The organism is Blastococcus sp. SYSU DS0552 (genome assembly GCF_054050815.1).
Genome location: NZ_JBJHAB010000003.1, coordinates 131,852 through 144,961 on the forward strand (window position 1 = coordinate 131,852; position 13,110 = coordinate 144,961).

General features: G+C 76.6%; 11 protein-coding genes and 1 pseudogene. 10 read left to right on the plus strand and 2 right to left on the minus strand.

Features of this window, described 5'->3' with window-relative positions:
• The first annotated feature begins 91 nt into the window (after positions 1–91).
• On the plus strand, positions 92–310 hold the full coding sequence (locus ACI8AG_RS04310; RefSeq protein ID WP_456589850.1) for a hypothetical protein: 219 nt from the start codon (positions 92–94) through the stop codon (positions 308–310).
• 94 nt (positions 311–404) lie between these two features.
• Here the strand turns inward: ACI8AG_RS04310 and ACI8AG_RS04315 are convergent, their stop codons facing one another.
• Positions 405–1,181 (minus strand): enoyl-CoA hydratase-related protein, encoded by a 777-nt coding sequence (locus ACI8AG_RS04315; protein ID WP_456589849.1) that lies wholly within the window; start codon positions 1,179–1,181, stop codon positions 405–407.
• 335 nt (positions 1,182–1,516) lie between these two features.
• Between ACI8AG_RS04315 and ACI8AG_RS04320 the strand changes: the two genes are divergently transcribed.
• Both ACI8AG_RS04320 and ACI8AG_RS04325 read left to right on the plus strand, forming a co-directional pair.
• Positions 1,517–3,124 (plus strand): protein kinase domain-containing protein, encoded by a 1,608-nt coding sequence (locus ACI8AG_RS04320; RefSeq protein WP_456596051.1) that lies wholly within the window; start codon positions 1,517–1,519, stop codon positions 3,122–3,124.
• Positions 3,121–4,638 carry a protein kinase domain-containing protein gene (locus tag ACI8AG_RS04325; RefSeq protein WP_456596052.1) on the plus strand — a complete coding sequence of 506 codons (1,518 nt, stop codon included), beginning with the start codon at positions 3,121–3,123 and terminating at the stop codon, positions 4,636–4,638. The genes ACI8AG_RS04320 and ACI8AG_RS04325 overlap by 4 nt, the downstream gene beginning before the upstream one ends.
• A gap of 4 nt (positions 4,639–4,642) precedes the next feature.
• Here ACI8AG_RS04325 and ACI8AG_RS04330 read toward each other — a convergent pair whose 3' ends face one another.
• Positions 4,643–5,338 (minus strand): hypothetical protein, encoded by a 696-nt coding sequence (locus tag ACI8AG_RS04330; RefSeq protein WP_456596053.1) that lies wholly within the window; start codon positions 5,336–5,338, stop codon positions 4,643–4,645.
• A gap of 143 nt (positions 5,339–5,481) precedes the next feature.
• Between ACI8AG_RS04330 and ACI8AG_RS04335 the strand changes: the two genes are divergently transcribed.
• From ACI8AG_RS04335 to ACI8AG_RS04365, 7 genes and pseudogenes are all read left to right on the plus strand, one after another.
• The gene (locus ACI8AG_RS04335; protein WP_456596054.1) at positions 5,482–6,765 is read left to right on the plus strand and encodes a competence/damage-inducible protein A; all 1,284 of its coding nucleotides are present in this window, start codon (positions 5,482–5,484) and stop codon (positions 6,763–6,765) included.
• 103 nt (positions 6,766–6,868) lie between these two features.
• Positions 6,869–7,072, plus strand: a pseudogene (locus tag ACI8AG_RS04340) (acyl-CoA dehydrogenase family protein); the annotation flags it as partial.
• Positions 7,070–7,888 carry an acyl-CoA dehydrogenase family protein gene (locus tag ACI8AG_RS04345; protein ID WP_456596163.1) on the plus strand — a complete coding sequence of 273 codons (819 nt, stop codon included), beginning with the start codon at positions 7,070–7,072 and terminating at the stop codon, positions 7,886–7,888. The pseudogene ACI8AG_RS04340 and the gene ACI8AG_RS04345, both read left to right, overlap by 3 nt.
• Before the next feature lie 176 nt (positions 7,889–8,064).
• A complete protein-coding gene (locus ACI8AG_RS04350; RefSeq protein ID WP_456596055.1) occupies positions 8,065–10,125 on the plus strand; it encodes a putative bifunctional diguanylate cyclase/phosphodiesterase in 2,061 nt (686 codons plus the stop codon).
• A 116-nt stretch (positions 10,126–10,241) separates the two neighbouring features.
• Positions 10,242–10,940 carry an NYN domain-containing protein gene (locus tag ACI8AG_RS04355; protein ID WP_456596056.1) on the plus strand — a complete coding sequence of 233 codons (699 nt, stop codon included), beginning with the start codon at positions 10,242–10,244 and terminating at the stop codon, positions 10,938–10,940.
• 97 nt (positions 10,941–11,037) lie between these two features.
• Positions 11,038–12,303, plus strand: coding sequence for a diguanylate cyclase (locus tag ACI8AG_RS04360; RefSeq protein WP_456596057.1), 1,266 nt, complete (start codon positions 11,038–11,040; stop codon positions 12,301–12,303).
• Positions 12,304–12,432: 129 nt separating this feature from the next.
• Positions 12,433–13,071, plus strand: coding sequence for a PilZ domain-containing protein (locus tag ACI8AG_RS04365; protein WP_456596058.1), 639 nt, complete (start codon positions 12,433–12,435; stop codon positions 13,069–13,071).
• The last annotated feature ends 39 nt before the right edge of the window (positions 13,072–13,110 follow it).

The following is a 13,110-nucleotide window of genomic DNA, read 5'->3' on the forward strand; positions in this document are numbered from 1 at the left end:
TCCTGCACCCGGCTCCTGCGGCTCACCCTTCGGGGTGAGGAACCGCGCCGCACCCGTCGCCCGCGCCCGCGCACCTGCCGACCTCCTCAGCATGATGCTGACGACCACCGCGTTCGCCGCCGCCCGCAGCCGCGCGCACGGTCCCACCGCCGCGCTGTGGCACGCCGTGGAGCTGCACCGGCCGCCGGCCGAGGTCGACAGCGCCTGCGAGCTCACCGTCTGCGGCTCGCTGGCCCGGGTCACCCCCGAGCAGCAGTGGCCGCTGCGGGCCTCCGACGTCTGCCCCGCCTGCGCCACGCTCGCCCGGTGACCCCGTCGCCGGGAACGGCGGCCCCCTGACGCCCTGCCGCCGGCCCGGCCCGCCCGCCCGGCGGCAGGTGCACTCCTCCCGCGGGCCGGCCGCCTCAGCGGCCGGTGAACCGCGGCGCCCGCTTGGCCAGGAACGCCTCGACGGCCTCGCGGTGGTCGGCGGACTGCCCCACCTCGTTCTGCAGCCGGCCCTCCAGGGCCAGCGTCTCCTCCAGCGAGTCGGTGGCGGCGGTGGCCAGCACCGTCTTCACCGCGCGGTAGGCCGCGGTCGGGCCGGCGGCCAGCCGGGCCGCCAGCTGCTGGGCCTCCGGCAGCACCTGCTCCGGTGCGACGACGCGGTGCACCAGCCCCCACTCCGCGGCGCTCTCGGCCAGGAACGGCTCCGGCAGCAGCAGCAGCTCCGCGGCGCGCGAGCCGCCCACGCTGTGCACCAGCCGCGCCGCCAGCGCCGAGTCGCTGGACAGCCCGATCCCCGTGAACGCGGTGGTGAACTTGGCGCCGGCAGCGGCCACCCGGAGGTCGCCGGCGAGGGCCAGGCCCAGGCCCGCCCCGGCGCAGGCGCCGTTGATCCCGACGACGACGGGCACGCGCAGGCCGGCCAGCGCCAGCACCAGCGGGTTGTACTCCCGCTCCACCACCGACAGCGGCGCCTCGGCGCCCCCCTGCATCTCCGCGAGGTGCTCCCCGAGGTCCTGCCCGACGCAGAACGCCCGTCCCGTGCCGGTGAGCAGCACGGCGCGCACCGAGTCGTCCGCCGCGACGTCCTGCACAGCGGCCAGGAGGTCGCGGCGGGAGGCGTGGGTCAGCCCCGGGCGGAGCAGGGTGAGGGTGGCGACGCCGTCGGCGTCCTCCCGGGTCACGGTGTCGGACATCGTCGCCCGCCTTCCGGTTCGCGGTCGGCCGCGGCGCGGCCCTGTCGCCGGTCACCTTGCCAGGCCGCGGGCAGCGGGAGGCAGTCCCCCGGCCCGGACCCGGCGCCGGGGGATGCGTGGTGCCTCGTGCACGCCATGCAACCGGCGCGCCGACGAGACGGGTGGTGCGGGAGGGGCGGATGCGGCGCCGCGGGTCGGGTGGTGGACGATGATGCGCGTTCCGCGACGCGCCAGGCGGGTCGTGGAGCGGACAGGCGGGCGCGGGCGGCGCGCCGGCCCCGTGCGGCGACGCCACGGCCCGTGCGCACGGGCCGGACGGACGAGGAGTGACCCCCGTGGTGGAACCAGGACGCCGGTGCCTGGGTGACCGCTACGAACTGCAGCAGCTGATCGCCACCGGTGGGATGGGCCAGGTCTGGCGGGGGCTCGACGTCGCCCTGCACCGCCCGGTCGCCGTGAAGGTCCTGCGCAGCGAGTACACCGGCGACCCCACCTTCGTCGCCCGGTTCCGCGCGGAGGCCCAGCACGCCGCCGCGCTGAACCACCCCAACATCGCCGCCGTCTTCGACTACGGCGAGGAGACCGCCCGGGACGGATCGGGGGAGACCCTCGCCTACCTGGTGATGGAGCTGGTGGAGGGGGAGCCGCTCTCGGCGTTGCTGCGCCGGGAGGGCGCGCTGGACGCCGAGACGACGCTGGCACTGCTCGGGCAGACCGCGGCGGCGCTGGCGGAGGCGCACCGTCGTGGCCTCGTGCACCGTGACGTCAAGCCCGGCAACATCCTCGTCCGCCCGGACGGGACGGTGAAGATCACCGACTTCGGCATCGCCTGGTCCGCGCGCAGCGTCGCGCTGACCCGCACCGGGCAGGTCATCGGCACGCCGCAGTACCTCTCCCCCGAGCAGGCCGAGGGCCGGCACGCGACCCCGGCCAGCGACGTCTACGCCCTCGGCCTGATCGGTTACGAGTGCCTGACCGGGCACCCGGCCTTCGACGGCGACAACGCCGTCACGATCGCCCTCAAGCAGGTGCAGCAGGAGCCGGAGCCCCTGTCCGGGGCGCTGCCCCCCGGCGTCCGGACGCTGATCGGCCGGGCGCTGGTCAAGGATCCCGAGGCGCGCTTCCCCGACGGCGCCAGCTTCGCCGCGGCCGTCGCCGAGGTCCGCGCCGGTCGGCAACCGGACCCGGGCACGGTCGAGGTCGGCGTGGTGCCGCGACGTCGCCGGGCGGCGCCGGCTCGCCGCGCCGGGGGGTCGACCACCGGCCCGCGGGCCACCCGCCCGGCGGTGGCGCGGCGGCGCGGCCGGCTGGCGGTCGTGCTGCTGCCGCTCATCGGGCTGCTGGCCGGCGCGGGGATCACCGCCACCCTGCTGCAGACGCTGACCCAGGGCAGCTCGCCGAGCACGGCCGCGGCGGCCGAGGAGCGCATCGCCGGCAGCATCGTGCTGGCCCTGGAGGACTACCTGGGCCGGCCGGTGGGCGAGGTCGCCGAGCGGCTGGCCGACCTCGGGCTGACGGTCACCGTCCGAGCCGAGACGCGCGACGACGTCCGCGCGGGCCGGGTGACCGGCGTGGAGCCCGCCGGCCGCCCGCTCCGTGCCGGCGACCAGGTGGTCGTGCGGTACGCCACCGCCCCGGAGCAGGGCGAGCGGCCGCGCGAGCCGGTGGTGACCGGCGCCGCCGTCGACCGCGTCGTCCCGCCGAGCACGTCGCGCACGGAGCCGACGACACCTCCGGCCAGCACCTCGGCGCCGACGGTGACGACGACGCCTCCGCTCCCGGCGTCGCCCACCACGACCACCGGACAGCCGGAGGAGACGAGCACCACGCCGACGACGACGCAGACGCCGACGCCGACGACGACGACGCCCACGACGTCGTCGCCCAGCCAGACGAGCGGGTCCCCCACCCCCACCTCGACGAGCCCGTCCCCGGAACCGTGACCCCGCAGCAGCGGCCGCTGTCCCCGCGCCTCCTCGGTGGCCGCTACGAGCTGCTCTCGCTGCTCGCGACCGGCGGCATGGGTCAGGTCTGGCGCGGGCGGGACGTCGTCCTCGACCGGCCCGTGGCGGTGAAGGTGCTGCGCAGCGAGTACACCGGCGACCCCACGTTCCTGGCCCGGTTCCGCGCGGAGGCCCGGCACAGCGCCCTGCTGACCCACCGCAACGTCGCGGCCCTGTTCGACTACGGGGAGTCCACCGACACCGACGGCGAGGCGCTGGCCTTCCTCGTCATGGAACTGGTCGAGGGCGAGTCGCTGGCCGCGGTGCTCGCGCGGGAGGGACGGCTCGCGGTCGACCGCACGCTCGACGTGCTGCGCCAGGCGGCGGCCGGCCTGGCCGCGGCGCACGCGGCAGGCCTGGTGCACCGGGACGTCAAACCGGGCAACGTGCTGGTCGGTGCCGACGGGATCGTGCGGATCACCGACTTCGGCATCGCCTGGTCCGCGGCCAGCGCACCGCTCACCCAGACCGGGCAGGTGGTCGGCACCGCCCACTACCTCTCCCCGGAGCAGGCCGGTGGCAGCCAGGCCGGCCCGCCCAGCGACGTCTACGCGCTGGGCATGATCGGGTACGAGTGCCTGGCCGGGCACCGCGCCTTCGACGGCGACAACCCGGTGCAGATCGCGCTACGCCAGCTCCGGGAGCCGCCGCCCCCGTTGCCCGCCGACGTGCCCGACGCGGTGCGCACGCTCATCGACCGTGCGCTGCTGAAGGACCCGGCCGAGCGGTTCCCCGACGGGGCCGCGTTCCGGGACGCCGTCGACGACGTGCGGGCCGGCCGGCCGCTGCCGCCGGTCGCTCCGCCGGTCGCTCCGCCGTCCGGCACGCGGCCCCTGGCCGCGCGGGCGGTCGCACCGCGGCCGCTGCGGCGCCTCCTCACGCCTCTGACCGCGCTGGTGCTCGGCGCCGGCCTGGCCATCGCCGCCCTGCAGGTGTGGGGTGACGCCCCGGCGGATCCCGGTACGGGTACCAGCGACGCCGCGGAGCCGGTCCTGCTCGCCGCCGCCGACTTCGTCGGCCGGCCGGTCGCCGAGGTGGAGGGGGAACTGGCCGCCGCGGGCCTGGGCGTCCACCTCGTCGGCCGGGAGAGCGCCGCCGTCCCCCCTGACCACGTGCTGGCCCTCGCGCCGGTGGGTGCGGTCGCCCCGGGCACCGTCGTCACGGTCACCTACGCGGTCGCGCCACCGGAACCCGAGCCGGGCCCCGAGCCACAGCCCGCCCCGGCACCGGCCGACCCGGGCCCCGTGGTCCCCGCCCCGGTGCCGGTCGGGGCCGGGGCCGACGGCGCGCCCGCCGAGGCCGGCGGGAACGGCAGCGCGGGCGGGAACGGCAATGCGGGCGGGAACGGCAACGCGAACGGCAACGGCAACGCGAACGGCAACGGCAACGCGGGCGGGAACGGCAACGCGGGCGGCAACGGCAATGCGGGCGGCAACGGCCGGGGCCGCGGCTAGCGGATCAGCCGCGGGCCGGCGCCGCGTCCTCGGTCGGCCGGTGCTCCTGGCCCGCGGCCAGCCACAGCGCCCCGCCGAGAGCGCCGAGCGCGGCCGTGTGCAGGAAACCCCGGTCGGTGCCCGCGTCGGGCAGCACCACCAGCACCCAGAAGACCGCCAGGCCGCCGAGGCCGCCGGCGGCCACCCGCCACCCGGTCCGGTGGTCCAGCCGCCGGCCGACGGGCAGCAGACCGGCGAACGCGGCCAGCCCCAGCACGACGCAGACCGTGGCGAAGGCCGACCACAGCGGGATGGCGGACCAGGCCGGCTCCGTGCCGAAGCGTAGGAACAGGGCGAGCTGGAGCAGCACCAGGGACAGCGCCACCAGCCCGGCGCCGACGAGCGCCGTCCGGTCACGGGGGGCACGGGGGAGCTCGGTGGCGGCGCCGGCCGCCGGGGGAGGCGGGGCGCCGACGCCGGGCAGACCGGGGACGAAGTCGACCGGGCCGGTGGGCTGGGCCTCCCCGGCCGGCGCGGCGGTCGGCGTGGTGGGCGGTCCGCTCGGCGCCGCGGGCGGGTGGACGGGAGCCGAGGGGGGCGGGAGCTGCTGCACCGTCGTCGGCGTGCCGGACGCCGGCGTGACCACCGGGATCTCCTGGGTCGACGACTGGGCGGGACCGGTGCCCGCGGTGGGGGACTGCGGTTCGGACGGCGTGCTCACGGGTGCCTCCAGGTCGGCTCCGGCGGGACCACCGGTCGGTGCGGTCGTCCCGCACGCTAGCGCCGCCCGGCCGGCCCGTCCGCGCGCCACCCGGGGAACGGGCCGCACCTGCCGGAGCGGTCCGGCGCGCCTAGGGTCGATCCGTGGTCACGCGCGCTGGGATCGTCGTCACGGGGACCGAGGTGCTCACCGGACGGGTGGCCGATCGCAACGGTCCCTGGCTGGCCGAGCAGCTGCGCCGGCTCGGCGTCGACGTCGGGCACGTCGTCGTGGTCGGCGACCGCTCCGAGGACCTCGTGGCCGCGCTGTCCTTCCTGGCCGGCACCGGCGCCGACCTGCTCATCACCACCGGCGGGCTGGGGCCCACCGCCGACGACCTGACCGCCCAGGTGGTGGGTGGCTTCCAGGGCCGCGCCTCGGCGGTGGACGCCGCGCTGGAGCAGCGGATCGGCCGGATCGTCGAGCGGCTGATGGCCCGCCGGGGCTGGCGCGCCGACCCGGCGTCCACCGCAGCGGGGGTGCGCAAGCAGGCCCTGGTCCCCGAAGGGGCCACCGTGCTGGAGCCGGTGGGAACCGCGCCGGGCCTGGTCGTCCCGCCCGCGCCGGGCCGGACCGGGCCGCCGGTGGTCGTGCTGCCCGGACCCCCGGGCGAGCTTCGGGGCATGTGGCCCGCGGCCGTCGCCGCGGCTCCGACCCGGGCGGCGCTGGCGGGCGCCGCGGAGCTGCGGCAGGAGACCCTGCGGCTGTGGGGCACGCTCGAGGCCCAGCTGGCCGCCACGCTGCGCGAGCTCGAAACCGAGCTGGGCGGCCTGGAGATCACCACGTGCCTCCGGGACGGGGAGCTGGAGATCGTCACCCGCTTCCCCGCCGCGGCGCAGCCGGCCTACGACCGGTTCGCGGCCCGGCTGGGCGAGCGCTACGCCGACACGCTGTTCTCCACCGGCCCCACCCTCGACGAGCTGGTGGCCACCGCGCTCACCGAGCGGGGCTTGACGATCGCCACCGCGGAGTCCTGCACCGGCGGGCTGCTCGTCGCCCGCCTCACCGAGCGGCCCGGCGCCTCCGCCGCCGTGCTGGGCGGGGTGACGGCCTACGCCGACGGGGCGAAGGAGGCGCTCCTCGGGGTTCCCGGCGCGCTGCTGGCCGAGCACGGCGCGGTCAGCCCGCAGGTGGCGCGTGCCCTCGCCGACGGAGCCCGCGGGCGCTTCGGCGCCGACATCGGGGTGGGCATCACCGGCATCGCCGGCCCCGGAGGTGGCACGGAGACCAAGCCCGTCGGGACGGTCCACCTGTGCGTCGTCGGCCCCGAGGGGGTGGAGGCGCGCTCCCTCGCGCTGCCGGGCGGCCGATCGGCCGTGCGGGAACGCTCCGTCACCATGGCGCTGCACCTGCTCCGCCGGCTGCTGCTGGGCGGCCCGGCGGTCTGACGCCGTACGCGCCGCCGGCCCGCCGCCTGCACGCTCGAGCAGCTCGCCGGCGGAACGGGGAGCACGATCCCGTGCCGGACCGGATCACGGTGCCGTCGCCCAGCCCGACGGCAGCTACCGGCTCACCGGGCACAAGTGGTTCACCAGCGCGCCGATGAGCGACCTGTTCCTCGTCCTCGCCCAGCTCGAGGAGGGGGTCTCCTGCTTCCTCGTCCCCCGCGTGCTCCCCGACGGCACCCGCAACGTCTTCCGGCTGCAGCGGCTCAAGGACAAGCTGGGCGACCGCGCCAACGCCTCCAGCGAGGTGGAGTTCGACGGGACGACCGGGTGGCTGGTCGGCGAGCCCGGGCGGGGTGTCCCGGCGATCATCGAGATGGTCAACATGACCCGGCTGGACTGCGTGCCCGGCTCGGCGGCCACGATCCGGGGGGCGCTGACGCAGGCGGGTCACCACGCCCGGCACCGGCACGCGTTCGGCGCGCTGCTGGCCGACCAGCCGCTGATGCAGAACGTGCTCGCCGACCTCGCGCTCGAGAGCGAGGCCGCCACGGCGCTGGCCATCCGGCTGGCCGCCGCGGTGGACGCCGGCGAGGCGGCCTTCCTGCGGCTGGCGGGGGCGGCCGCCAAGTACTGGGTGTGCAAGCGCACCCCGGGGGTGGTCGCGGAGGCGATGGAGGTGCTGGGCGGCAACGGCTACGTGGAGGAGTCCGGGTTGCCCCGCCTCTACCGGCAGGCGCCGCTGAACTCCATCTGGGAGGGCTCGGGCAACGTCATCGCCCTCGACGTCCTGCGGGCGCTGGGGCGCTCCTCGGAGTCGCTGGCCGCCGTCACCGCGGAGCTGGAGCTGGCCCGGGGAGCGGACCGCCGGTACGACGACGCGGTCAAGCGGCTGTCGGCCGAGCTGGGTGACCGGGACGGGCTGCCCTTCCGTGCCCGGCGGATCGCCGGGTCGCTGGCGCTCTGCCTGCAGGGCTCGCTGCTGCTGCGCCACGCACCGGCCCCGGTCGCGGACGCCTTCTGCGCCTCTCGCCTGGGCGGAGAGGCCGGCGCGGTCCTCGGCACCCTGCCCGCCGGTACCGCCGTCGCCGAGATCGTCCGGCGATCCGAGGTCGCGGCTCCCTGAGGCGGGCTCCGGGCTATTACCCTCGGGGACGGCTCACGTGCTGCCCGTGTTCTTCGCGAGCGGTCCGTGTCCCCGGCGTCTGCGGAAGCGGACCGGACGACCACTGGACGAGAGCGGGCAGCGTGCAACCAGGCGACGACCGGTCCCTCGGGATCCGGCCCGACCCGTTGAGCGGCGTGCCCGACGCGGTCTACCGCCTGGACACGCGGGGATGCTTCGCCTACCTCAACGAGGCGGCCGAGCGGCTCCTCGGGCGCCGGGCCGACGAACTGCTCGGCCAGGACGCCCGCGACGCCTTCCCGGCCCTGCGCGGCTCGCTCGCCGAGGAGCAGTACCGCCAGCTCCTCGCGGACGGCCGGCCACGGGAGTTCCACTTCTTCTACGAGCCGACGGGGCGCTGGTACGAGGTCCGGATGTTCCCCGATCCGGCCGGCGCCGCCGTCCTCTTCCGCGACATCGACGTCCGCCGCCGCACCGACCAGCAACGCGACGCCCAGATCCGCGGCCTCACCGCGGTGCTGGAGGCCCTGCCCTCGCCCACCGTCCTGATCGGGCCGGACGGGCGGATCCTGTCCACGAACAAGGCGTGGGCGCGCAGCAGCGAGGAGCTGCTCCCGGCGGTCTCGTGGCCGGGCCGGGAGGGCGAGGACTACCTGACGGTCATGACGCGCGGGCTGGGGCCCCGGGAGCACGCCGGGCTGGCCGAGGGGCTGCGGGCGCTGATGACCGACGCCGCGCGGTCGGACGGGCGCACGTTCTCCTACGACTACTCCTGCCAGACGCGGCGCGGTGACGCCTGGTTCCACCTGCAGGCGACGCGGGTCGACCGCGAGGGCCGGGTCGTCATCACCCACAACGACGTCACCGACCAGGTGCGCGCCCGGCAGGACCTGCTGTGGAAGGCGCAGCACGACGACCTCACCGGGCTGCCCAACCGCTCCCGGCTGCTCGAGCTCACCGGCGAGGCGCTGGCCGCCGACCACCAGGCCGGAGTCGCACTGCTCGTCATCGACCTCGACGCCTTCAAGACCGTCAACGACTCCCTGGGCCACCAGATCGGTGACGAGCTGCTGCGCCAGGTGGGCGGCCGGCTCTCCGAGCAGCTCCGCCCGGGCGACGCCGTGGCCCGCCTGGGCGCCGACCAGTTCGTGGTCCTGGCGCGCGGGTGCGACGCCTCGGAGGCCGCTGCCCTGGCCTTCCGGCTGCAGACCGCGTTCGGCCGGCCCTTCCTCGCCGGGGAGATCTCCGTGCCGCTCAGCGCCAGCGTCGGCGTGGCGGTGGCCCGGCAGGAGGTCCGCGACGCGCACCACCTGCTCAGCGATGCGGACGCCGCGATGTTCGCCGCCAAGAGCTCGGGGCGGGACCGGGTGCACCTGTTCTCCCCCGCGTTGCGGGAGGCGGCCCGGTGGCGGCTGGAGGTGGCCACCCGGCTGCGGGGTGACGCCATCGACCAGCTGGTGGTGCACTACCAGCCCGTCGTCCGGCTGGACACCGGGCAGATCGAGGGCGTCGAGGCGCTGGTCCGCTGGCAGCACCCCGAGCGCGGGCTGCTGTCGCCGGACACCTTCCTGTCCGTGGCCGAGGAGACCGGGCAGATCATCCCGATCACCCGCTGGCTGCTCCGCGAGACCACCCGCAAGGCGGCGGAGTGGGCCGCCGAGGGGCTCTCCCTGCGCATGTCGGTGAACGTCAGCGCCCGGCACTTCTCCGCCGAGACGCTGGTGCGCGACGTGCGGCTGGCCCTGCAGAGCTCCGGCCTCCCGGCCGACCAGCTGGTGCTGGAGCTCACCGAGACGAGCGTGGCCGAGGACCCGACGCGGGCGGAGGACCAGCTGTCGGTGCTGCGCGGCTTCGGCGTCCGCGTGGCGATCGACGACTTCGGCACCGGGTGGTCCTCCCTGGCCCAGCTGTTCGCGCTCCCCATCGGCACGCTCAAGATCGACCGCTCGCTGCTCGCCGCCGCCGAGCGGGTGGCGGCCGGCGACACCGGTGCGGTGCTCGCGGCCATCGTCGGGCTCACCCGCACGCTCGGCATCAGCTCCGTGGCCGAGGGGATCGAGACCCCCGAGCACCTGCGGATGGTGCGCGAGGCCGGCTGCGACCTGGCGCAGGGCTGGCTGCTGGGCCACCCGATGCCCGCCGACCGGCTGCCCGGCTGGGTGCGCGAGGTGCAGCAGGCCGGAGGGGACCTGTGCGCCCTGGCGATCGCCGGCCACGCCGTCCCCGCGCCCGGGTGAACCTCCGCCGTCCCGGCCGCCGGGCGACGGCGCCGGCCGGTCCGCCACCCGCCGCCGGAACGCTCCAGGCGCCGCCCCAGGCGACGCCCGTCGCCGGGCCCGGGCAGACTGTCCCCGTGCTGGACACCTCCGAGGCCGTGCCCGCGTCCGCCGAGCAGCCGGCCGGCCCCGTCGACGACGGCCGGTCGCGTCCCGCCCTGGACCTGCTGATCTGGGACGCCCCGAACATCGACATGACCCTGTCGACGGTGATCGGTGCCCGCCCGACGGCGGCCTCGCGGCCGCGGTTCGACGCGATCGCGGCCTGGTTCGTCGAGGGCGCCGGCGATCCGGGTGCGCCGGACTCCTCCGATGTCGAGGCGTGCGTCTTCGCCAACATCCCCCCGCAGCCGGGATCGCTGCAGCGCTGGGTGGAGGCGCTGCGCGGATTCGGCTACTCGGTGTTCGCCCGGCCGAAGACCCAGCCGGACGACGACATCGACCAGGACATGCTCGACCACATCGCCGTCCGCCGGCACAGCCACCAGCTGCGGCGGCTGGTGGTCTTCTCCGGTGACGGCCGGAACTTCGCCGAGCCGCTGGAGGACCTCGCCCGCCAGGGGACGCAGGTCGTCGTCGTCGCCTTCAGCGAGGTGGCCGGTTACGCGATCGGCTCGGACCTGCTGGAGTTCATCGACATCGAGGACGTGCCGGGGGCGTTCGTCGAGCCCCTCGACCGGGTCCGCCTGGACGCGCTCCCGCCGGACGGTGCCTGGCTGCGGCCGACCCGCAGCCTCCGGGACTTCGTCGCCGGGTTCACCGCGCGCCGCGGCTGACCGCCGCCCGGGCTCGCTGCCCCTGCCCGGTTCACCCGCGGGGGTGAACCGGGTGCGAGCCGTTCAGGAAACGGCTCGCCGTGCCGATCGCAGAACAGTGCCGTTCTCCCTGACCGAGCGCCTGGTGGCCATGCTCCGCCGAGGCGACGTGCTGCCCTCGCCGGCGTCCGCCGCCGGTGCCGAGGGCGGGGCGGGACGGCGCCGGGTGGCGTCGGCGTCGCAGCTGGCACGGGCGATCCCCGGACTGGCCGAGGAGCGCGCGGAACGGGCTCGCACCGCCGGGCTGCTCGTCGGCTGGGTGGCCGTGGTCGTCGTGCCCCTGTGGTCGCTGGTCGACCTGGTGACCGAGGGCAGCAGCGCCGGCACCTTCCTCACGGTCCGGCTGCTCTGCGAGATCCCGATGCTGCTCGCCCTGCTCGCGCTGTGGCGGCTCCCGCTGGGCCGCCGGCGTCCCGAGCTGCTGACGTTCCTCGTCCTGGCGGTCGTGCAGGCCGAGGTCGCCTGGATGGTCACGCGCTCGGACGACCCCCGGTACCACCTGCTCGGCTTCACCCTCGCGATCTACGGCAGCGGCTGCGTCCTGGTCGCCCGCCCGCGCTGGACCGTCGCGCTGGTCGCCGTCTCCTGGGCCGCCCTCGGGCTCGCCTCGGTCACCGTCGAGGACGGGCTGTCGCCCGGCGACCTGCTCGCGGTGACCGTCTACCTCGCCAGCGCCTCGCTGATCGCGGTGCTCGCCCACCTGCGGCGCTACGCGCTGGACAGCCGGGAGCTGCACACCCGGGTCCGGCTGGAGCGTGAGCAGCAGCGGACCGGGGTGCTGCTGGCCCAGCTGGAGCGGCTCAGCCACGAGGACCCCCTCACCGGCCTGGCCAACCGCCGCCGGTGGGACGCCGAGCTGGGGGAACTGTGCGCCCGCGCCCGCCAGCGGGGAGACGTGCTCAGCGTGGTGCTGGTCGACCTGGACCACTTCAAGGAGGTCAACGACCGGTACGGGCACGGCGGAGGGGACGACGCGCTGCGCGCGGTCGCCGGGCTGCTGTCGGCCCGCGTGCGCGGTGGGGACCTGGTCGCCCGGCTCGGTGGTGACGAGCTCGCCGTCCTCATGCCGGGGGCGGACCAGGCGCGCGCGACCGCGCTGGCCGAGCAGCTCCGGCGCGAGGCCCGGCTGCTGCAGCCCGCCGGCTTCGACGCCGCGGAGCTCAGCCTCTCCCTCGGGGTGGCCTCAGCGGCCGGCGACGACGCCTACCCCCTCGAGCTGATGTCCCGGGCGGACGAGCAGCTCTACCGGGCCAAGACCACCCGGAACGCCGTCGGGGCCGGGCTCGCGCCGCCCGGGGCGACCGAGCCGCAACCGGCCCGCTGAGCGGGACCGGTCCATCCCGGCGCGTCACGCTCCCCTGCCGCCCGGCGCCCCCCGTCGGCGGTTACCGTTCCCGCGCGGACGGGCGACCGGGAGGTCGCCGGCCGAGCACCGGATGATCGAAAGAGGACCATGACCAGCGTTCCCGGCGTCGACCACCCGGCGGAGCAGAGCGAGGCCGAGGTGCGGCTGGCCGGCACCAACGTCGCCGTCAGCGCCCGGGTGGAGGTGGTCCACGCCGGCGTGCTCTCCGTCCGGCCGTCGGCGAGCGAGTTCGTGGAGGGCACGGTCGTGAACCCCGGCGACGTCGTCGAGGTCTACTGGCGCACCGAGAGCGGCCACCGCATGCTGCCGGCCGAGGTGCTGGACGTCCAGACGGGCGCGGTCGTGCGCTGGCGGCTCACGACGACCGGGCCCGCCGAGCACAGCCAGCGGCGGGCGGCGGTGCGCGGCCGCGTGACGGTGCCGGTGGAGGGTGCTCTCGGCGGGCTGGACCTCACGGGCGAGACGCTGGACCTCAGCGAGGCCGGCATGCGCGTCCACTTCGAGGGCTTCGGCGTGGTGCCGGACGCCGGGACGACGATGGGGCTGACCGTCCGCCTCGAGGACGGTCCGCTGGTGTCGCGCGGCGAGATCATCCGCATCCAGGCCCGGGGGGCGCGCTGGGTGATGAGCATCCGGTTCGTCGACATCGCCGAGAAGGAGCAGGACCGGGTCCGGCGGCGGGTGTTCCAGGCGCTGCGCGAGGAGCGTGCGCGGATGGCGGAGTGACCCGGGGGGAAACCGGCGGGTAGCCGGCCGCCTCCCGGG